Origin of the sequence: Streptomyces sp. NPDC001315 (genome assembly GCF_042896175.1) — a bacterium.
GTDB lineage: Bacteria > Actinomycetota > Actinomycetes > Streptomycetales > Streptomycetaceae > Streptomyces.
This window is the reverse complement of sequence record NZ_JBIAWZ010000032.1, coordinates 46,442-65,662: the sequence shown is the minus strand read 5'-3', so window position 1 is coordinate 65,662 and position 19,221 is coordinate 46,442. Positions and strand designations below refer to the sequence as shown.

Here is a 19,221-nt window from a genome sequence, read left to right as displayed (position 1 = left end):
CCGGCCGCCGCATACGCCCCGTTTCACGCACACCACCGCCCCGGCGCAATGCCGGGGCGGTGGTGTGCGTGAGGGTGCGTCTCAGTTGGCCAGGCGCTGCAGGGTCTCCTGGAAGGAGACGGCGTTCTTGGGGGGCCGGTTGTGGGGCAGCTTGGCCAGGACGGCGGCCATGCCGCAGGTGTTGGTCACGCCGGAGAAGACCAGTCCTGCCCCGACGGCTCCGGACAGCCAGTGCGCGGGCTGCCAGGCGAAGCCCGCCAGGAAGCCGACGACGACCAGGGAACCGGCAGCCAGGCGGACCTGGCGGTCCATGGGCCAGGTGGCGCGGACCCCGGCCGGGCGCTCGACCGGCTTGCCGGCCGCTGCCCATGCGCTGGTGCCGCCCTCCAGGGTGGCCGCCTCGATGCCCTGGGCGGCCAGCTGGGCGCAGCCCTTGGCCGAGCGGGCCCCGGAGGCGCAGACGACCAGCAGGGGCGCGCGGACCGCGGCGGCCTTCAGCGCGCCCGCGGCCTCATCCAGGCGGTCCAGGGGGACGTTGTGGGCGCCGGGCAGGTGGCCCGTGGCGTACTCGCCGGGGGTGCGGACGTCGACGACGGTGAACTCGCCGAAACGGCCGGCGGCCTGGCCCGGGGTCAGGGCGGTGGGGGTGGTCACGGAACAATGCCTTTCGGTGGGTGGTTTCCCTCCACGGTAAGATACCCATGGGGGTATATGGAGGAGGAAGTGTGGAACTCGACATGAGTGCCGACGAGCTGAAGTCGGCGCTGAACCGGCTGCGGCGGGCGCAGGGCCAGCTCGCAGGCGTGATCAAGATGATCGAGGAGGGCCGGGACTGCGAAGACGTCATCATGCAGCTGGCCGCCGTCTCCCGCGCCCTGGACCGGGCCGGGTTCTCGATCATCGCGACGGGGCTGCAGCAGTGCATGACCAGCGAGGACGCGACGGTGCGGGACTCGGTGCAGATGCGGGCCCGGCTGGAGAAGCTCTTCCTGTCGCTGGCCTGAAGCCCCCGTGGGGCCTGCTGCGGGCGTCCGGGACACCGGCGCCTACAGCAGGCCCCATGGGCATTTCATACCAGGGCGCCGATCCCCATGGCCACGGCGACGACCAGCAGCAGGCTGCCGAAGACGCGTTGCAGCGTGGCCGGCGAGACCTTCCCGCTCAGGCGTTTGCCGTCCCAGGCACCGAGGACCGCGGTCGCGATGAACGGCAGGATCAGCCAGTCCAGGGTGGTGGCGGTGGCCGCCCGGGCGGCGAGGGCCACCAGCGCGTTGGCGATGATGACCAGCAGGCTGGTGCCGACGGCCGCGCTCATCGGCACGGCGAGCACGGCGACCAGCGCCGGGACGGCGAGGAAGCCGCCGCCGACCCCGAGGAACCCAGTCACCGCGCCAAGGCCGGCACCGGCTCCCGCCGCACGGGGCCCCGACACCGTCCCGTTCTCCGGCGCCGTCCGGCGGCGCAGCATGCGCAAGCCCGCCAGCACAGCCAGCACCGCGAACGCCAGGGTCAGCACGGTGGCGGGGATGTGCGCGGACAGGACGCCAGCCGCGGCGGCGGGCAGCAGCCCGGCCGCTGCGAACAGCAGCCCGGCCCGCCAGCGCACCTTCCCGGCGCGGGCGTGCGACAGCAGCGCAGTAATGGAACTGACGATCACGATGATCAGACTGGCAGTGGTCGCCTCGGCCGGACTGAAACCGAGGAGATAGATCAGGGCGGGGACGGTCAGAATGCTGCCGCCCGCCCCCAGCGACCCCAGCGCCAGGCCGACCAGCGCCCCGGCGAACAGGGCGAGGACGAACGCGGTCATATGACGGTGCCCGCCGCCCCGTGCGCGTCCCGGACGGGCAGACCCTGCTCAGCCCAGTCGCGCATGCCGCCGGTGACGTCCACCGACTCCACGCCCCGGTCGGCCAGCAGCCGCGCGGCGTCCTGGGAGCGGTTGCCCGAACGGCAGATCAGCACCAGGCTGCGCCTGTTCGGACTGCCAGGCACATCCGCGCCGGCTGCCAGCCGCGACAGCGGCACATGCAGCGCGCCGGGCGCGTGACCGGCCTGGTATTCGTCCGCCTCACGGACGTCGAGCAGCACGGCCGTACCTTCCTGGAGCATGCGGTGGGCCTGTGCAGGGGGGATGCGGCCGGGGCCGCCTTGGGGCAAGAGCATGGCTGTGTTTCCTCAAGGGCTCCTGGTGCCGTAACCGTCGGCGGCTCGGCAGACCAGTCGTGCGGGTCAGTGCTGGGCGGGTGTGACAAGCGTGAGGCCGGCGTCGGCGGCGGCCGCGTAGCCGTCGTCGACGGCCACCACGTCACGGCCGGCGGCATCCAGCACGGAGGCGGCGATCGCCGCGCGCATCCCGCCCGCGCAGTGCACCCACACCGTGCCCGCGGGCACCTCGTCCAGGCGCTGGTGGATCTGGTGGATGGGGATGTGCACGCTGCCCTCGATCCAGCCGTCGGCCCGCTCGCCGGCGCGGCGCACATCCAGGACCACCACGTCCTCGCCCCGCCCGCGCGCGGCGGCCAGGTCGGCGAACGTCGCCCGCGGGAACGACGCGGGCCTGTCCTGCCCGGTGACCCAGTCGGCCGGTGAGCCGACGGCGGCCGCGGCCGGACGGTCGATGCCCACCCGGGCCAGCTCCCTCTGAGCGCGGGCGATGTCCTCGGCGCTCCCCGCGAGCAGCGTCACCGGCTTGCCCCACGGGATCATCCATGCCAGATAGGTCGCCAGCTGCCCCTCGACCTCGAAGTTGAACGAACCAGCCACGTGGCCCTCGGCGAAGGCCACCCGGTTGCGCAGGTCGACGATCCACTCGCCCGCCGCCAGGCGCCGTGCGATCTCGCCGGCGTCGGCGCGCTGCGGCGCGGTCAGGTCCACCGGCGCGGGGCCGACCGTGTTGGCCGGGCCCATGTGCGCGTAGTAGGCCGGCACATCGTCCAGCCCGGCCAGCAGCTCCTTGACGAACGTGTCCACGTCCTGGACCAGGGCAGGGTTGGACGCCTTCTCCGCGCCGATGGTGCTGTGCTCGCCGCCGGCCTGGGTGGAGGAGCAGAAGCTGCCGAACCCGTGCGTGGGCATCACCGGCACCTCGTCGTCCAGCTCCGCCGCGAGGCGGTGCGCGGAGGCGTGCTGGGCCCGGGCCAGCTGCTCGGTCAGCCGCGGCTCCACCAGGTCAGGGCGGCCTACGCTGCCGATCAGCAGCGACCCGCCGGTGAACGCGGCCACCGCCCGGCCGTCCTCCTCCAGCAGGTAGGAGGTGTGGTGCGGAGTGTGTCCCGGAGTGGCGACGGCCCGCAGCACCAGGCTCTCGTCGACCTCCTTCACGTCCCCGTCGGCCACGGGAACCCGCGCGTACGCAACCGAGGCCCCGGCGGGCACCAGGTAGCGAGCCCCGGTCAGCCGAGCCAGCTCCAGGCCCCCGGTGACGTAGTCGTTGTGCACGTGCGTCTCTGCGACCACCGCGATCCGCACCCCGCGCTGCGCCGCCGCAGCGATCACCCGGTCGATGTCCCGCGGGGGGTCCACCACGACGGCCGCCCGGGCACCCCCGGCCAGGTAGCTGCGGTTGCCCAGACCTTCGGTCTCCAGGATGTCGGCAAAGAACACGGCACTCTCCCTCGTAACGCTTTTACCCCCCGGGGTATCTAAATCCACCGTAACAGAGATACCTAGGGGGGTATCTTCAGAGGCGTGCGACGACCGTCACGTGCACGGGTTCACGCTGCCAGCCGCTGGTAGAGGTCGTCGCGCAAGGCCGCGATGAACAAGACCACCGGAACAGTCACCACCGGCGCCCTGGATAACGTTGTCTCCTCAGGCCAGACCGTGGCGATCAACGGCACCTGCGGGGACACACTCGGCTTCCTCGTCGATTCGAGCTACGACCCCGCGGGAGGCACCGCAACCATCCACTACTCGGACGGCACCACCCAGCAGTTCACCCTGAGCGGCCAGTACTGGTTCGGCGGTACCCGGTGACATCGCCATCACCGCGGCGTACCAGAACCGCCAGAACCACCAGAGGTACGACCATGCCGGCTACGACTTCTACGTCGGTGCAGCCCTGCAGTCCGGCAGAACACCAATCAGCGTCCAACTGCCCGACGTCAGCACCGCAGCCGCGCCTGACAAGCCCACGCTGCACCTCTTCGCGATGACGCGCGGCTAACGACCATTCAGTAGGACAGTTCCCCGTGTCGGGGCCGATCGAGGCGTGATCCACGGTCGGCCCCGACACGCGCGTGAGTGGTGGGGTATCGAGGTCCAGGTCGGCGGAGTAGGCGCGCCACGCGGCACCTGCTGGTGCGCACTCCTCGACCACGCAGCCAGGGCGTTGCAGGAGCGGCAGCCGACGGCGGGGCGATCATCTCGGTGAGCGTGCTCGGCCCACGGACGAGCAGGGCATAATCCTCGAAGTCGAAGTTGGCCGCACGGACCCCACTTCGGTGCCGGCTCGCTCAGTTGACCAACGCCGCGATCACCTTCCGGACGATCTCACGGCGCTGAGCTTGATCGTTCATGTCCACCACCTCGAGCACTTCAGGGGCGGAGGCATCCCACAGCATCGCAATGTGGATGAGGAGAGCGTGCAGCACCCGGGCGTCGAAGCGGGTCGAGACGAGGCCTCTGGCCTGCGCTTCGGCGATCGCGGCGCTTTTGTAGCGAATGTCGTCGACGCCATCCTTGCTGAGGGACTCGTGGCCTCGCTCCAGACGCTGCCATGTGATCAGCCGAGGAAGCTCCGGGTGCTCGGCATACAGGTCACTCAGATGAGCTGCGAAGCCGGGAAGGTCCTCCACGTCCAAGGGGAGCCCGGCGATGATCTGCTCCACCAGACTGTTCCAGACGGCGTCGAACAGCCCGTCCTTGCTCTTGAAGTAGTGGTAGATCTGCGCCTTGTTGCACTGTGCGGCGACGGCAATGCGATCCACTCGGGCGCCGTTCAGCCCATAGGCGGCAAATTCGACCCGGCCGGCCGCGATGAGTCGTCGTTTGGTGGCTTCGGCGTCGCGCTGCATGGCCCGAGCCTAGCGCAGTTGCTAACTAACCGTTTACTTGACAGCTTTCGCGGCCCGGGCGTTAAATCAACTAACCGGGTAGTTGAAAGCGTGTTCGGCGGAACAGACCCCCGCCATCACCCGGCAGTCCGGCGGCTGCGGCCTCGTCCGCGTGACGGAGCCGACGCGAAAGGAGCGGGGACATGGAGTCAGCGATGGCAGTGATCGGTCGCGAGGCCGAGAAGGCCCAGCTGTCCAAGCTCCTTCACGACTCTGGGGATCAGGCGCTGGTCCTCACGGGCGAAGCGGGCATCGGCAAAAGCGCTCTGCTCGGTTACGCCGCCGGCCTGGCGACCCGAGGAGGCCATCGCGTCATCGCGGCGACGGCCGTCGAAGCGGAAGCGCCGTTGTCCTACGCGACACTCCGCGAGCTCCTGCATCCCCTGGTGCCCGACATCGCGCACCTGGAGCGAGGCTCCCGCGTCGCACTCGACGCCGTCTACGGCCAGCCCAGGTGCACTCCTCCGTCGACCATGACGCTCGGTATCGCGGTGCTCGACCTGCTCTCGGCGGCAGCCTCGAAGCAGCCCCTCCTGCTGATCCTCGATGACGCCCAATGGCTGGACCACGCAAGCGCTGCCGTCTGCAGTTTCGTGGGCCATCGACTCGCCGGCAGCGGGATCAATCTGCTGGTCGCAGCCCGCAGCGACCTGACCTCCCGTTTGGACACGGCCGTGCTGGCCGAGATGCTGGTCGGGGCACTCGCCGAGCGGGACGCCGAACACCTGCTGGACAGGCACCACCCTTCACTGCGCCACCAGGTCCGCCACCTCGTCCTGAAGCAGGCTCTCGGCAATCCGCTGGCTCTGCTCGAACTGCCCCCTCACGTCGACAGCCGACGCGACGACCTGACGCAAGTGGACCCTCTCGGGCAGGACGACGGCCCAATGTCTCGACGCCTTCACCAGGTGTACGGCGCCCGCATCAGCGCTCTCGGCGACACCGTACGGGCGGAGCTGCTGAAGGGCGCCCTCGATGGTGCGGGTGCCAGACCGGGCAACGCAACGACTGCATCCCCCCGATACCGCATGCGTCATGTCGAAGAAGCGGTGGCCTGTGGCCTGCTGCTCACCGAACCCGCCACGGGCAGCCTGGCCTTCCGCCACCCTCTGGTGCGGTCGAGTGTGGTCCAGCTCGCCACACCCAACCAGCGCCGGGCAGCCCACAGGGCATTGGCCGAGGTGCACCGGGACGACATCGAGCGGCGGGCGGCACACCTGGCGGCGGCAACAGTGGATCCCGACGAAGGCGTGGCAGATGTCCTTGAATCCGCCGCGAAATCGGCGACCGAACGTGGCGGCATACTCGCGGCTGTGGAGTGGCTGACCCGCGCCGCGGAACTCAGCGAGGGCCCCGGCAGCCGCGGCAGGCGGCTCAGCGACGCCGCTTTCCTCTCAGGTCACGCCATGCACAGCGACCGAGCGCGCAGACGCGTACCGGCCGACTGCACACCCGGCTCACATCCATTTCAAGCTTCGATCCGTGCCGCTGGAGACAAGGCGCAGCATCAAGACGGTGCAGTGCTGACAGCCGAAGCTGTCGACGCGTTGGGAGTGACCGCACAGGCGGCGCGAGCCCAAGCTGAGCTGAACGTGGCCGGAGGGCATCTTCGCGCGTCGTCGCCCTCCGCGATCTCGTTGAACCGGCAGGAGCGTCGTATTGCCGACCTGGCAGCCAGCGGCCTGACGAATGGGGAGATCGGCGACCAGGTGCATCTGTCGCCGCGTGCCGTCAGTGTCCAGCTGTACCGCATCTTCCCGAAGCTGGGGGTCACCTCGCGGGTCGCCCTGCGCGACGCGCTGGCCAGGTTGGACGAACTGTCATCGACCCCCTCCACGTCTGGCCCTGTTCACGAGACCGGTACTCATGCCCGTCCCGGCCCGCTGCGCACGTCGTAATCATGTCCCAGCGGCCTGTCGTCGAGGACGAACATACGTGTTTCGGTCTGTCTACCACCTGACACGAGAGCACCATGGATGAGCCATATTCGCCCTGTTCCGTCTCGCCGAGGGCATCGCCATCGGGCAGGGTGGCGAAGCCGCGTACGAGATCGGCGAGTGCGGTCATCTCCGGGCAGGCCGCAGCGATCTTTTTCAGCAGGGTCGTTTCCTTCGGGCGCAGGTTGTCGGGGTCGGTGAGCAGGAGGCGGCTGGCGTGACGTGGGGTGGTGACGGGGTGGTCGCCTTCGGCGCGGCCCTGGTTGAGGTAGCGGACCAGCAGGTCGGCGCTGCCGGTGTAGCCCAACTCCCGGATCTCTTCGAGGAGGTGGGTGACCGGGACGGCGGGTTCCTCGGCACGGCGCCGTCGCAGGTGCTCGCGGTAGGGGTCGACGAGGGTGGGCCGGTAGGCGGGGGCGATGCGCAGGGCCTGGGGTCCGGGCATGCGGGCGTAGCGTTTGACGGTGTTCAGGGCCAGGTTGAGGCGGCGGGAGCAGTCGAGCAGGCCGACGCCCTGGCGGCCGTCGACCGGCACGTCCCTCACCGTTCGGCGGTGATAACCGTGCACCTTCGCCGTCGGCGTCCCGCACACCGGACACGGCACCGCCACGTCCCGGGTCCGGGCCGAGACCACCACCGCGTCGCCGCCGTCCGCGGTGGAGGCCAGTCACCTCGTACCGCACGACGTGCCGGAAGCTGATGAGGGACCGGGCGGTGTCCACGAAATCCAGCATGCCCTCACGGCGTTCACCGCCGGCGGTCACAGGGCGGCGGCGCGGACCAGCCCCGCGACCGCTGTCGAGCGGCTGTGTGGGGGCCACGCAATGACCGTGGTGACGTGGGGGGCGTCGAGGACCGGTACGGCGGTGAGGTCCTCGCGCAAGCCGGTGCGGCCCGACTCCGGGACGACCGCGCAGGCGCGGCCGAGGGCGATGAGCTGGGTGAGTTGCGTGTGGTCGCGCACTTGCGGTCCGGGGCCGTCCGGGAAGGAGCCGTCGGGGCGTGGCCAGCGGGGCAGGGGCAGGTCGGGAAGGTCGGTGACCTCGGCGAGCCGCACGTGGGGGCGGGCGCTGAGAGGGTGGCCCGCCGGGAGGATCGCGACCTGACCCTCGGTGTGCAGGTCCTCGGTGTCGAAGCCGGCCGTGTCGTCGAACGGCCGATGCAGCAGGGCTACGTCGGCCCGGCCGTCGCGCAGCAGCCGTTCCTGCTCGCCCGGCCCGCACAGCACGACGTCCACGGCGACGGCGCCGGGCTCGGCGGCGTAGGCGTCGAGGAGTTTCGCCAGCAGTTCACCGGAGGCGCCCGCCTTCGCGGCCAGGACCACGGCGGGGCGGCCGGTCGCGGCGAGGGCGGCCCGGCGAGTGCGCCGTTCGGCGGCCTCGACGGCGTCCAGCGCCGCCCGCGCCTCCCGCAGCAGCACCGCCCCCGCCCCCGTCAGGGCGATGCCCCGGCTGCCGCGCTCCAACAGGACGGTGCCCAGGCGCCGTTCGAGCCCGGCAATCGCCCGCGACAGCGGGGGCTGGGCGATCCCGAGCCGCTGCGCGGCCCGGCCGAAGTGCAGCTCTTCGGCGACCGCGACGAAGTACCGCAGCTCACGTGTCTCCACCCCGCCAGCCTAACCGGGACGGCCAGGAGCGATACCCGGGCGGTATCGCCGTCCACCCAGTCGGTCTTGGACGCCCTGCCCGGCGGGGGAGAAGTATCGATGTCATGAGTGAGACGAACACCGTGAACCACCACAAGGTCGCGCTGGTGACCGGAGCCAACAAGGGCATCGGGTACGAGATCGCCGCCGGGCTCGGCGCCCTCGGCTGGTCCGTCGGAATCGGCGCGCGGAACGAGGAGCGGCGCGAGGCCGCTGTCGACAAGCTGCGCGCGGCCGGGGCCGACGCGTTCGGCGTGCCGCTGGATGTGACCGACGACGCGAGCGTGACAGCGGCGGCCCGGCTGATGGAGGATCGGGCCGGGCGGCTCGACGCGCTCGTCAACAATGCGGGGATCACCGGGGGCGGACCGCAGGAGCCCACCACGGTCGACGTGAACCGGGTACGGGCGGCCGTGGAGACCAACGTGATCGGCGTCATCCGGGTTACCAACGCCCTGCTGCCGCTGCTGCGCCGCTCGCCGTCGCCGCGGATCGTGAACGTTTCCAGCAGCGTCGGCTCCCTGACGCTGCAGACCACGCCGGGCGCCGAGACGGGCCCCATCTCCATCGCCTACGCGCCGTCGAAGACGTTCCTCAACGCCGTCACCGTGCAGTACGCCAAGGAACTGGCCGACACCCACATCCTGATCAACGCCGTCTGCCCCGGCTTCACGGCGACCGACCTCAACGGCTTCCGGGGAGTGCGCACCCCCCAGCAGGGTGCAGCCGCCGCGATCCGGCTGGCCACCGTGCCGGCCGACGGGCCGACGGGCCGCTTCTTCGACGACGAGGGAGAGGTGCCCTGGTGACGCACATTCGGCCCGCGCCACTCGGGGGAGACGGCGCATGCGCGTCCTCGTGACCGGCGCCGTCACGCTGTGTCGGTACGGCCGCCGAGCCCGAGCCGCCGGCGGCGGACCACGAGGTGAGGGATCGAAAGGCACCGAGCGTCTGTGACAAATAGCCCGCCTTCCAGGTGACAACCAGGGGGATGCAGGATGCGGCGGACGTAGCGGCGTACCTGCTGCGCCCAGGTCGGTTCCTGGAGATCGGCCCGGACGCCGTGGTGGTGGACCGTCCGGACCAGTGGTGGGCGGTGACGGCACACCTGCGTCGTACGGCCTCGGAGTGGAGGCTTCGCCGGCCGGGCGTGCCGATGCGACCGGCCTGACACCGGCCGGGGCCGCGCTCAGCATAGTGAGCGCGGCCCCGGGGACGTCCGGTGCGGAGCGGGACCGGCTTCCGGCCGGGCCCGCCACGCCTACGGGATCGTTGCTAGACCTTCTTCAGGGTGAAGTTCGTCGTCACCGTTCCCTTCTTGACGACCTTGACGGTGGCCACCGTCGGTGCGTAGCCGTCCTTGGCGACGATCATGGTGAGCGGGTTGTTGCGGACGTCCAGCCACAGGGCGTAGTGGCCGTCCTTGTCGGTGATCAGGGTGAACGACTGCGCCCACGAGTCGACCTGGACGGTGGCCCCCTTCAGGGCTGCCGTGGTGCCGTCGGTCGCCTTGCCGTACACCGTGCCGGTGATCTTGCCCCAGGTGTTCGGCGGGGCCACGGTCATGGTGACGGGGACGGCCGCCACCGAGTACGGCGTGTCGGAAGCGATGCCGATCTTGGCGGTGAACACACCGGGCTGGGTGATCTCATCGACCGACGACGTCACCGACACGGTGACCGTGACGCTGGCCCCCGGAGCGAGCGTGACCTGCGAGGTGTCCAGCGACATCCAGCTGACGTCCGAACCGCCGACCTGGTCGTAGCCGGGGAGCAGTTCGACCGTCTTGACCGGGGTGGCGTTGCCGATCGCGCCGCCGACCTTGTAGAAGCCGGGGGCGCCGCCGCCGCGGTAGGTGGCGGTCTGGGCGTTGGGCAGCGACGACCAGGTCCCGGCCGCCGGGTCGTAGGCGTAGCTCGCGTTGGTGAGGGCGTTGCTGCTGACACCGGAGCTGATCAGCAGCATGCCGTTGGCCACGGTGTGGGCGGAGCCCCACAGGGCCTTCGGCATGTCCGGCAGGGCGGACCAGGAGTCGGCGGCCGGGTCGTAGACGTACGCGGACTTCAGGTCGCTGGAGCCCCCGGAGCCGCCGGCGCAGTACAGCAGCCCGTCGATGGCGCCACAGGACTCCCAGGAGATGCTCACCGGGTAGTTCGCCGCGGTGGACCAGGAGTCGTTCGACGGGTCGTAGACCGTCACCGAGGTGGAGCCGCAGGTGTCCGTGCAGCCGCCGACCACGTACAGCTTGCCGTCCAGGACCGCGGAGCCCGAGCCCGCCAGCGGTGTCGGCGACGAGGCGCCGGTCGTCCAGGTGTTGGAGCTCGGGTCGTAGATCTCCAGTTTGGCGTCCGTGCTGCCGCTGGCGCCCCAGCCGCCGACGGCGTACAGCTTGCCGTCGATGAAGCCGTGGGCCGGCGCCTCCCGAGTGTCGGCCGCGTCGGCCAGCTGGGTCCAGCCGCTCTCGGCGTCGTAGGAGTACAGCGACTTGATGTCGTCCGAACCGTCGTAGCCGAACGCCGAGTAGACCTTGCCGTCGTCGGCGGCCACGGCGTTGTCCTGGATGGTGTCGGGCAGGTTGGCCACGGTCTGCCAGGCGTCGCCGCCCTCGGCCGGGGCCGCCGTGCTGTCACCGGACGTGCCGGCCTGGCTCTTCGCCGACAGCGGCGAGTAGTCGCCCTTCACGCTGATCAGCGGCGCACCCGAGGTCGCCTGGGTGAAGCTGCCGGTCTTCTCGGACAGTTTGACGGTGGCGTCGGCGCCACCGGTGTTCTTGACCGTGACGGTCTTGGACGCCGAACCGCCCCAGGCGACCGGGGCGTCGACCGAGGCCGGCGTGATTTTCAGCTGCCCGGCCTTGAGGGAGAAGTTCTTCTGGACCGTGGAGTCGGCGGCGAAGGTCACCGCCTTGGCGGCCGAGGTGTACTTGGACTTGGCGGCGGTCAGGGTCTGCTGGCCGGCCGGCGCGAAGGCCCAGTAGAAGCCGTCACCGAGGGCCGCGTCGTCCGGGGTGGCGGCCGAGATGGTGCTCACGGCGCTGCCACCGGTGCCGGTCAGGGTGGCTCCGGTGACGCCGTCGCCGGTGTTGGCGTCCTTGACCTCTCCGACGACCAGGCCGCCGGGGACGGTCGAGAGGTCGCGGGCCCCGACGAACACGTCGTCGACCTCCCACCACCAGCCGTACTTGCCGGTGAAGTGGAACCGCACCCGTACGTCGGACTGGCCCGCGTAGTCGGCCAGCGGAATCGTGACCTTGGAGCCGGTCACGGACGTGGTGAGCGAGGAGACCACGGTCCAGGTGGTGCCGCCGTCCGAGCTGACCTCGACCTTGCCGGTCTGCCCGGTGTACGACTTGTAGGTGGTCCGGTAGCTCAGCTCCGGCAGGTCGGTGCCCGAGAAGTCGTAGGACGGGCTGGTCAGCGTGGAGTTCTGGGTCTTGCCGCTGCCCGCCTTGTCGCTGTCGACGATGGCGAAGGCGCCGGTGCCGCCGGTGGTGTTCTTACGCTGGCCCGGGTCGTCGAACTCCCAGCCGCCGGTGGTGCCGTCGGCGTCGACCACACTCCAGCCCTCGGGGGCGGAGGTGGTGGAGTCGAACGGCTCGGTGGTGCCGTCGTCCGTTGTCGTGTAACCGGCCGCGGTGCCCGACCATGCGTCCACCGGGAGGCTCACGTTGGCGGAGACCGCGGAGTCGCCCACGGTGATGTCCTTGGTGGCGCTCTGGTAGCCGGGGTAGTTGCTGGTGACCTTCAGCGTGTACGTCTTGCCGGCCGGGAGGTTCACCGAGTAGGTGCCGGTGAGCGGGTCGGTCTGGATGGGCGCGCCCGACACTCCGTCGACGGTGATCGCGGCGTACAGCGGCCAGTCGTGTCCGGAGCCGTCGGTGATCTTTCCGGAGACGGTCTCGGTCGGGACCGGGGTGAGCGCGAAGCTCTTGGTCACCTTGCCCCCGTCGGCGACCTCGACCCCGGAGAGGGTGGCCGTGGTGTAGCCGTAGGCGTCGACCGTGAGGTCGTAGGTACCGGCCGCCAGGGTCAGCGAGTAACTGCCGTCCGCCGCGGACTTGGCCTTGGAGTCGCCCGCGGTGATCTCCGCGCCGGCGATCGGGGCACCGGTGGTGCTGTCGGTGACGGTGCCGCTCAGCACGCCGTGCGGACCGTTCTGGAAGGCCTGGACGCCATTGGGGGTGCCGAGGCCGGTCGGACCGTCCCAGCCGTCGCCCGCCGTGCACAGCTTGGCGGGGGTGCAGGAGCCGTTGTCCCCGTCGACGACGTCGTTGAGACCGCTGCCGTCGGCCGCGTAGGGGTAGGCGGCGGGGTAGGTGCCGGCGGTCGGGGTGCCGGCCGCGGCGTAGGCGCCGGCGATGATCGGCGAGGAGGCGCTGGTGCCGCCGTAGACGGCCCAGCCGCCACCGCCGTAGGTCTGGTAGACCGAGACACCGGTGAGCGGGTCGGCGACCGCGGCGACGTCGGCGACGCCACGCATGTCGCAGCCGGTGGTGACGCTCTCCTGCCAGGCCGGCTTGGGCTCGTAGACCGAGCAGCCCGAGCCCGGACCGCCGTAGCTGTTGTACCAGACCGACTCGGACCAGCCGCGGCTGGTGGAGGAGTCCTGCTCCAGCGCGGTGCCGCCCACGGAGGTCACGTACTGCGAGGCCGCCGGGTAGGCGACTCCGTAGGCGTCGTCGCCCGAGGAGGCGACCACGGCGACACCCGGGTGGTTGTAGTGGGCGTCGAAGTCGGTGGTCTCCGACGGGTCCTCACCACTGCCGGGAGCGCTGGTGTAACCCGTGCCGTACGAGTTGGAGATGAACTTGGCGCCCTGCGCGACCGCCTGGTCGACCGAGGCGCCGATGTCGTCGAAGCTTGCGGAGTCGGCTTCCACCAGGACGATGTTCGCGTACGGGGCGGCCGCCGAGACCATGTCCAGGTCGAGCGAGATCTCACCGGCCCAGCCGCTGTTGGCGGCCGGGTAGTCGGTGCCGCCCCGCTGGTCGACCTTCTTGAAGCAGCCGTTGTCCGTGGTGCAGGCGGGCAGTCCGTACTGGGCCCGGTAGACCGCCAGGTCCTCTTCGGCGGTCGGGTCGTCATAGGCGTCGACGATCGCGACCGTCTGGCCCGCGCCGCCGCCGGCCGGCAGGTTGTAGGCGTCCTGCAGCGCGGTGGCGCCCCAGCCGCTCGGGGTGGTGTCGCTGGGCTGGACGCCTTGCTCGGACTTCACATCGGTGCGGCGCAGCGCGAAGCAGCTCACCTCACCGGGGCCGGGCTCGGCGCACGAGGCCTCTACGGAGGGCTTGGTGGTGTCGTCGGAGGTCGCGGAGGTCGCCGCGTTCGCCGCCGGGGCGGTGAGCCCCAGTACGGCGATGGCCGCGGCGCTGGCCAGGGCGGTCAGCCCAGTCCGGACCGGTCTCCTTCGTCTGGTGGCCGGTCTGGATATGCCGGTGACTCTCAATTGCGTGTCTCCCATGTGTTGCACGGGTCGACCACACTTTTTTCAGGTCGACGACGAATTGTATTCGCCGTTCACTAATTGGTCGGTACCAGGGAGAGATCTGTCAACGATGCCGCTGTTAATGATTTATTTCTTTGCAACGCCAAAACGGGCTATTCCTGATCAAGTCGAGAGAAAGGTGGCGCCCGTTCGGTGTCGATTACCTGGGCATTTCGCGACATTATCCAGACTCCGGATGAAATCGTCTGGTACCGGACGACAGTGGTCTGTACCTCTGCCGCCTCAATCTGCTTCTATGCAAGGTGAGTTGGTCGAAGCCTGCCAGGGAAGGAAGGGTCCGATTCGGCCACCTGGCGACGGCCGGACACCCCTCCGAACCTTCCGGGGTGATAGTGGCCAGCATCTTTCCGGTAGCGGACAGGGCGTGGTCGATCATTTTTAGACATTCATTGGTGTGTGTTACACGAGTGTGGCCGATTTCTGCCGGGGAAGGGTTTTGCGGAATTCGCCCTCACTCTCGATGACTCTACGGGTCGGTTCGCTGATCCGATGGGGAGCCAAAAAGTTTCAGAGGGTTCTGTGGGGTTTATCGGCGGCGGTTCGGTGGAAATACCGCGAGGGCTCGGCAGATAAACGCGACGCAGCGGATGAACCCGCCCGAAGGGACAGCGCCCCGGGCCGTAGGCCGCGTACGAAGCCCCGGGGCCATGGAGGGGGCCTCTGCCCGGCACCGAGTGCCCGCAGGTTGGATCCGGCGCCGGGCGCCGGCTCGGTCCTCGCGAAACAGGAGCGGCACCGCACCGGATGCCGACAGGCGCAGCAGGCGTTCCTTCTGTCGCTCGGTCGCCACCACCTCGAGCAAGTGCATGTTGCCCTCGTCTGGTGCCGCGCAGGGGCGATGCCGGTGCGGGGTTCGGTGCGGCCGAACACCTTCGCGCGGTGGACGTCGTAGGCGGCGAGGTAGGCCGGCGTGCCGCCGCGTTTGTAGGTGTGGTTCACGCGCATGGCGCTGGCCTGGCCGGGGCGAGGGTGGGATGGCAGCGGCAGCGGGCCTGGATGGAGGTCTTCTCGTCGGAGCTGATGACGTACTCGTCCTCGCCGAGCGGTTGGCCCTGCCAGGTGCGGGCGTACAGGTCCAGCACGCGCTCGGCCCTGGCGCGGAAGCCGGGGTCGGTGATGAAGATCCAGGAGCGGTGCTGCCAGGGCTTGAGGCCGTCTCGCGCCAGCCAGCGGCGCACGGTGGAGGCCGACAGGAAGGGCGCGATGCCGCGCTCGACGGCCTCGCGGGCCAGCTCCGGGCACGATCAGCGGGACAGCGGCACGCCGGTCTCGGCCGGCAACTGGCAGGCCAACGCCGCGACCTGAGCCGTCCGCAGTGCGGTGAAGGAGGGTGGGCGGCCGATGCGCTTGCGGTCCGCCAGGCCGGGCAGCCTCTCCTCAGCGAAGCGGCCCCGCCACCTGCGCACGGTGTCTACGTGCGCACTGACCTGCTGCGCGATTCGAGCGTTGGCCAGCCCACGTGCCGCGTGCAGGACGATCTGCGCGCGGAGGCGCAGCCGGTACTCGGTCTTGTGGCCCCAGGCCATCTTCTTCAGCCGGTGCCGCTCGCCGGCGGCCAGAGCTGTCGGGCATGCGGCGGCAACGGGCACGGACACCTCTCGACCGCTGGTCGTGGGCTGGCAGAACTACTCATTTCTGCGAGACATGTGCCTGCAGGGCGGCGGTGGAGCGGCCCGGTCCACGCAGTCGGTTCTCGACGGGAGACGGGGGACCGGGCGGCCCGATGGCCGGGTCAGGCGGGTAGCGGTTCGGGTGCCGTCGACGGGGCGCGGAGCGGCTTGAGCGCTTGGGACCAGGAGATGATCTCGTCGAGCATGGTGGCGAGGGTCGCTTCTTGGCGGGTGCTCGGTGTGCAGGTGCCCGGGTCGGTGGGATCGGTGGGGTCGGTGAACGTGAAGTCGGTGAACATCGCCAGGGCCACCTGAGTCTGCACGTCGGCGATCTTCACCTCTGCCATCACTTGCCGCAGTTGCTCCACCGCGCGGATGCCGCCGTGCACGCCGTAGCCGACGAACCCGGCGGCCTTGTGGTGCCATTCCGCGTAGAGGAAGTCGATCGCGTTCTTCAGCGCGGCGGGGACGGAGCGGTTGTATTCCGGGGTGACGAACACGAACCCGTCGAAGGCGGTGATGGTCTCCGCCCATCGGCGGGTGTGCGCGTTGGCGTAGCGGGCGAAGGCCGCGGGCACGGGCTCGTCCAGCAGGGGGAGTGCGTATGCGGCTATGTCGACCACCTCGACGGCCGCCTGGCCGGCGGCGACCGCGGGATGGTGAACCGAGGTGTCGGCGACCCACCGGGCCACGGCCTCGGCCCGGCGTCCGGGACGGGTGCTGCCGATGATGACGGCAATCCGGATCATGCGCTCTATCTCCTTGTCGGGGTGGTGAGGTGGTGGCTGTGCTGGCCGCGGTCACTCGGATCGGTAGGAGCCGACTTCATCCAGGTAGGTCACGATGGGTGGCTCCGTGCAGATCTCGCTTAGGGCGGCGCGGTAGCGCTGAAAAGAGGCCAGCCGGTGGTGGGGGGCCGCCACCGGGTCGCCCTCGGACTCGATCAGGGCCAGAAAGCTGCCGCCGCCGTCGAGCCGGAAGGTGTCATAGCGCAGGCCACGCGGGCGGGCCTGTTGAAGGTCCGCGTAGACGGCATGCAGCAACACCATGCTCTGCCCCACTCGTTCCGGCCTGACGGTGTACCGGATCATCACGCGCACGCTGCCCCCTTCTTTGCAGTGCATGGGTCATCCCGCATTTCATCGGACAGCATGTCTTTCAAAAGACATGCTGTCAAGCGAATGGTAGGATGCTGAGCCATGCCCCCGACTCGGAAGTACGAGCAGCGCCTGCGCGCCCGGGCCGCGGAGGAGACAAGACGCCGAATCCTCGACGCCGTCTATCAGCGCCTGCGTGAGGCGCCGGCCGAACCGGTCAGCCTTGACAAGGTCGCCAAGCTCGCGGAGGTGTCGCGCTCCACCGTCTACACCGTCTTCGGCTCACGCTCGGGCTTGTTCGACGCGCTCGGCATGGACCTGCTCGAACGCGGCGGATTCACCGACATGGTGCGCGCGGTGCTCCACCCGGATGCCCGGGAGGGTCTGCGCGGCGGCATCCGCGGCAACGTGCTGATGTACGCGGCGCACCGGGACGTGCTGCGTGCGTTGTTCTCGATGGCCCAGCTCGACGCCGAAGCGGTCGGCGGAGCGGTCCAACGCCTGGAACGCGGACGCGCCGAAGGCATGAGCGGCCTCGCCGGCCGACTGGCCGAGCAAGGCGTGCTCCGCGACGACCTCACCGCCGCCCAGGCCACTCATGTGCTATGGCTACTGACCAGCTTTGACAGCTTTGACCTGCTCTATACCGGCCGTGCGCTGCAACCCGACCGCGTCATCGCGACCTTGGCCAGCACTGCCGAGCGCGCCTTGTGCTCCTGAGGATCGTCCGGGAAGGCGGCGAGCCCGGGAGACGGCCGTGGCGCTGGGCAGTCCGGGCGCCGACCCGAGAGGCAGGGCCGCCATATCGCGCCCGCCCTACCCACCGGCACCCTCGTCTGCTCCCCTGAGGACGCATGGACTGCGCCTGCGGCCTCTACCTCGCCGACCCAAAGCCATGACTCATGCCCTGCATTGCCTCGTACGGGAGGACGCCGACGGCCTGCGGCAGCGCGGACTCGACGCCGCGCGACGCTTCCTCGACGAACACCAGGCCCGCTGCGCGCCTGGCCGCAGACCACCTGAGCCAGGGCTTGGGACATCCCTCGGCAGGCACGGCATCCGCCGAGGTCACGAAGCCGGGGACCGTCCCAGCCGTCGGGCGATGCACACGGGGCCGAACGCATTACGCCGTAATAGCCATGAGTCGACATCGTGACCCGCACCGTCGACGAGCTCGCCTTGCGGGCCACGACGCCGTCGGGCTCGATGGGGGACGCAGGCTTGAGGTGGGTGACCACGGTTCGACATGGGTGACCACAGCGTGCAGTACCACAACGCCGATCATGGTGTGCTCTGGTCGATCATGTAATCACCCGTCAGCATCGGGATGTCCGTACCGCATCGAAGGTAACTCATGTAAATACCTTCCTTGATGTGATGTTCCCCAACACCTCTACCCATGTATGTTAGTCATTAGTGAACAGAGTCAGTCAGTTTCCAAAACCCAACTAATGTCTCCACAGGGCTGCCCACGGCGACAGCGGGACTCTTCAGAGGTGTGCCCATGGATGATCCGACTCCCGCTTTGACGCTTTTCGGCCGCGATGAAGAGCTGCGCAGGATCGACACCTTCCTGGAGCGGGCCCGGCGGCAGGGCGACTCCCTCTTCCTGTACGGCGAGCCGGGCGTGGGCAAGACGCGCCTGCTTGAGGCCGCCGTGAAGCGGGCGTCGGCGCAGGAGACGCGTGTCATCCGGGCAGCCGGCGTCCAGTACATGGCGGACGTCAGCTACGCGGTACTCGGCGAGCTGTTCCTGCCGCTGGCCGCGGAGCTGGACGAGCTGGGCACTGATCTACGCAACTCCCTGATGGCGGCCCTCGGCATGCGGAGGGGGCCCGTCCCGCCCCGTCTGATGATCCTCAACGCGTGCCTCACGCTGCTGCGCCAGGCGGCCGCGAGACGCCCGCTGCTGCTCGTCGTGGACGACCTGCCCTGGACCGACGGCCCCAGCGCCGTCGCGCTCGGTTTCGTCGCCCGGCGACTGGCCGACAGCAGGGTCGGCCTGCTCACGGCCTCGCGCACCGATGAACGCGACCACTTCGAGCGGAGCGGGCTTCCGGAACTCCAGATCAGACCGATCGACGAGGACAGCTCGAACACCCTGGTCCGCACCACCTTCCCCGCCATGGCGACCGTTGTGCGGCACCGCCTGGTCGCCGACGCCCGCGGCAACCCGCTGGCCCTGCTGGAACTGCCCGTCGCCCTGGACGCCGACCAACTCTCCGGCGTCGGGGTGCTGCCCGACGTACTCCCGCTCACCCGCCACGTCGAGTCGGCGTTCGCCGCGCGCATCGCCCTGCTGCCCGTCCAGACCCGCCAGACCCTCCTTCTCCTGGCGCAGGAGGGAACGGGGGACCTGCGGACACTGCA

The 19,221-nt window shown here is 69.9% G+C and carries 17 protein-coding genes and 2 pseudogenes; 7 read left to right on the top strand and 12 right to left on the bottom strand.

The window, feature by feature from the left end; all coding sequences use genetic code 11:
• Positions 1 to 81 precede the first annotated feature (81 nt).
• Positions 82 to 654, bottom strand: a complete 573-nt coding sequence (locus ACFY16_RS40625) for a rhodanese-like domain-containing protein (RefSeq protein ID WP_390652269.1) — start codon at positions 652 to 654, stop codon at positions 82 to 84.
• 71 nt (positions 655 to 725) lie between these two features.
• Between ACFY16_RS40625 and ACFY16_RS40620 the strand changes: the two genes are divergently transcribed.
• Entirely contained in the window at positions 726 to 1,004 is a 279-nt protein-coding gene (locus ACFY16_RS40620; RefSeq protein ID WP_390652268.1) for a metal-sensitive transcriptional regulator, read from the top strand.
• Between the two features lie 65 nt (positions 1,005 to 1,069).
• Here ACFY16_RS40620 and ACFY16_RS40615 read toward each other — a convergent pair whose 3' ends face one another.
• The 3 genes from ACFY16_RS40615 to ACFY16_RS40605 all read right to left on the bottom strand — a co-directional run bounded on the left by ACFY16_RS40615 (position 1,070) and on the right by ACFY16_RS40605 (position 3,606).
• Positions 1,070 to 1,810, bottom strand: coding sequence for a sulfite exporter TauE/SafE family protein (locus tag ACFY16_RS40615; protein WP_390652267.1), 741 nt, complete (start codon positions 1,808 to 1,810; stop codon positions 1,070 to 1,072).
• Positions 1,807 to 2,166 carry a rhodanese-like domain-containing protein gene (locus tag ACFY16_RS40610; RefSeq protein ID WP_390652266.1) on the bottom strand — a complete coding sequence of 120 codons (360 nt, stop codon included), beginning with the start codon at positions 2,164 to 2,166 and terminating at the stop codon, positions 1,807 to 1,809. Before ACFY16_RS40610 ends, ACFY16_RS40615 begins: the two co-directional genes overlap by 4 nt.
• Positions 2,167 to 2,232: 66 nt before the next feature.
• Positions 2,233 to 3,606 carry a rhodanese-like domain-containing protein gene (locus ACFY16_RS40605; protein ID WP_390652265.1) on the bottom strand — a complete coding sequence of 458 codons (1,374 nt, stop codon included), beginning with the start codon at positions 3,604 to 3,606 and terminating at the stop codon, positions 2,233 to 2,235.
• A gap of 153 nt (positions 3,607 to 3,759) precedes the next feature.
• On the opposite strand from ACFY16_RS40605, the gene ACFY16_RS40600 reads away from it, so the two are divergent.
• Entirely contained in the window at positions 3,760 to 3,978 is a 219-nt protein-coding gene (locus tag ACFY16_RS40600; protein ID WP_390652264.1) for a hypothetical protein, read from the top strand.
• Between the two features lie 479 nt (positions 3,979 to 4,457).
• On the opposite strand, the gene ACFY16_RS40595 is transcribed toward ACFY16_RS40600, so the two are convergent.
• A complete protein-coding gene (locus tag ACFY16_RS40595; RefSeq protein WP_390652263.1) occupies positions 4,458 to 5,018 on the bottom strand; it encodes a TetR family transcriptional regulator in 561 nt (186 codons plus the stop codon).
• 182 nt (positions 5,019 to 5,200) lie between these two features.
• On the opposite strand from ACFY16_RS40595, the gene ACFY16_RS40590 reads away from it, so the two are divergent.
• Entirely contained in the window at positions 5,201 to 6,955 is a 1,755-nt protein-coding gene (locus ACFY16_RS40590) for an AAA family ATPase (protein ID WP_390652262.1), read from the top strand.
• Positions 6,956 to 7,082: 127 nt separating this feature from the next.
• On the opposite strand, the pseudogene ACFY16_RS40585 reads toward ACFY16_RS40590, so the two are convergent.
• Positions 7,083 to 7,631, bottom strand: a pseudogene (locus ACFY16_RS40585) (transposase family protein); the annotation flags it as partial.
• A gap of 123 nt (positions 7,632 to 7,754) precedes the next feature.
• Positions 7,755 to 8,600, bottom strand: coding sequence for a LysR family transcriptional regulator (locus ACFY16_RS40580; RefSeq protein ID WP_390652261.1), 846 nt, complete (start codon positions 8,598 to 8,600; stop codon positions 7,755 to 7,757).
• 104 nt (positions 8,601 to 8,704) lie between these two features.
• Here ACFY16_RS40580 and ACFY16_RS40575 point away from each other — a divergent pair, with 104 nt between their 5' ends.
• Both ACFY16_RS40575 and ACFY16_RS40570 read left to right on the top strand, forming a co-directional pair.
• Positions 8,705 to 9,448, top strand: coding sequence for an SDR family oxidoreductase (locus ACFY16_RS40575; protein WP_390652260.1), 744 nt, complete (start codon positions 8,705 to 8,707; stop codon positions 9,446 to 9,448).
• Positions 9,449 to 9,630: 182 nt separating this feature from the next.
• Complete coding sequence (locus ACFY16_RS40570; RefSeq protein ID WP_390652259.1) at positions 9,631 to 9,810, top strand: hypothetical protein; 180 nt, start codon at positions 9,631 to 9,633, stop codon at positions 9,808 to 9,810.
• Between the two features lie 104 nt (positions 9,811 to 9,914).
• Here ACFY16_RS40570 and ACFY16_RS40565 read toward each other — a convergent pair whose 3' ends face one another.
• The 5 genes from ACFY16_RS40565 to ACFY16_RS40545 all read right to left on the bottom strand — a co-directional run bounded on the left by ACFY16_RS40565 (position 9,915) and on the right by ACFY16_RS40545 (position 16,845).
• Entirely contained in the window at positions 9,915 to 14,099 is a 4,185-nt protein-coding gene (locus ACFY16_RS40565; RefSeq protein ID WP_390652258.1) for a carboxypeptidase regulatory-like domain-containing protein, read from the bottom strand.
• A gap of 980 nt (positions 14,100 to 15,079) precedes the next feature.
• Positions 15,080 to 15,322, bottom strand: coding sequence for a hypothetical protein (locus ACFY16_RS40560; RefSeq protein WP_390652257.1), 243 nt, complete (start codon positions 15,320 to 15,322; stop codon positions 15,080 to 15,082).
• 66 nt (positions 15,323 to 15,388) lie between these two features.
• The gene (locus ACFY16_RS40555) at positions 15,389 to 15,733 is read right to left on the bottom strand and encodes a helix-turn-helix domain-containing protein (protein WP_390652256.1); all 345 of its coding nucleotides are present in this window, start codon (positions 15,731 to 15,733) and stop codon (positions 15,389 to 15,391) included.
• Positions 15,734 to 15,876: 143 nt separating this feature from the next.
• Positions 15,877 to 16,503, bottom strand: a complete 627-nt coding sequence (locus ACFY16_RS40550) for an NADPH-dependent FMN reductase (RefSeq protein WP_390652255.1) — start codon at positions 16,501 to 16,503, stop codon at positions 15,877 to 15,879.
• Between the two features lie 51 nt (positions 16,504 to 16,554).
• Positions 16,555 to 16,845, bottom strand: a complete 291-nt coding sequence (locus ACFY16_RS40545) for a hypothetical protein (RefSeq protein WP_390652283.1) — start codon at positions 16,843 to 16,845, stop codon at positions 16,555 to 16,557.
• Positions 16,846 to 16,953: 108 nt separating this feature from the next.
• Here ACFY16_RS40545 and ACFY16_RS40540 point away from each other — a divergent pair, with 108 nt between their 5' ends.
• Positions 16,954 to 17,571, top strand: coding sequence for a TetR/AcrR family transcriptional regulator (locus tag ACFY16_RS40540; RefSeq protein WP_390652254.1), 618 nt, complete (start codon positions 16,954 to 16,956; stop codon positions 17,569 to 17,571).
• 784 nt (positions 17,572 to 18,355) lie between these two features.
• Positions 18,356 to 18,781, top strand: a pseudogene (locus tag ACFY16_RS40535) (ATP-binding protein); the annotation flags it as partial.
• Between the last annotated feature and the right edge of the window lie 440 nt (positions 18,782 to 19,221).

Bases quoted from the DNA above. Each gene is read 5' to 3' on its own strand.
- ACFY16_RS40540 (WP_390652254.1), top strand. From the start codon at position 16,954: ATGCCCCCGACTCGGAAGTACGAGCAGCGCCTGCGCGCCCGGGCCGCG.
- ACFY16_RS40610 (WP_390652266.1), bottom strand. From the start codon at position 2,166: ATGCTCTTGCCCCAAGGCGGCCCCGGCCGCATCCCCCCTGCACAGGCC.
- ACFY16_RS40595 (WP_390652263.1), bottom strand. From the start codon at position 5,018: ATGCAGCGCGACGCCGAAGCCACCAAACGACGACTCATCGCGGCCGGC.
- ACFY16_RS40565 (WP_390652258.1), bottom strand. From the start codon at position 14,099: ATGGGAGACACGCAATTGAGAGTCACCGGCATATCCAGACCGGCCACC.
- ACFY16_RS40550 (WP_390652255.1), bottom strand. From the start codon at position 16,503: ATGATCCGGATTGCCGTCATCATCGGCAGCACCCGTCCCGGACGCCGG.
- ACFY16_RS40600 (WP_390652264.1), top strand. From the start codon at position 3,760: ATGAACAAGACCACCGGAACAGTCACCACCGGCGCCCTGGATAACGTT.
- ACFY16_RS40575 (WP_390652260.1), top strand. From the start codon at position 8,705: ATGAGTGAGACGAACACCGTGAACCACCACAAGGTCGCGCTGGTGACC.
- ACFY16_RS40545 (WP_390652283.1), bottom strand. From the start codon at position 16,845: ATGATCCGGTACACCGTCAGGCCGGAACGAGTGGGGCAGAGCATGGTG.
- ACFY16_RS40570 (WP_390652259.1), top strand. From the start codon at position 9,631: ATGCAGGATGCGGCGGACGTAGCGGCGTACCTGCTGCGCCCAGGTCGG.
- ACFY16_RS40590 (WP_390652262.1), top strand. From the start codon at position 5,201: ATGGAGTCAGCGATGGCAGTGATCGGTCGCGAGGCCGAGAAGGCCCAG.
- ACFY16_RS40615 (WP_390652267.1), bottom strand. From the start codon at position 1,810: ATGACCGCGTTCGTCCTCGCCCTGTTCGCCGGGGCGCTGGTCGGCCTG.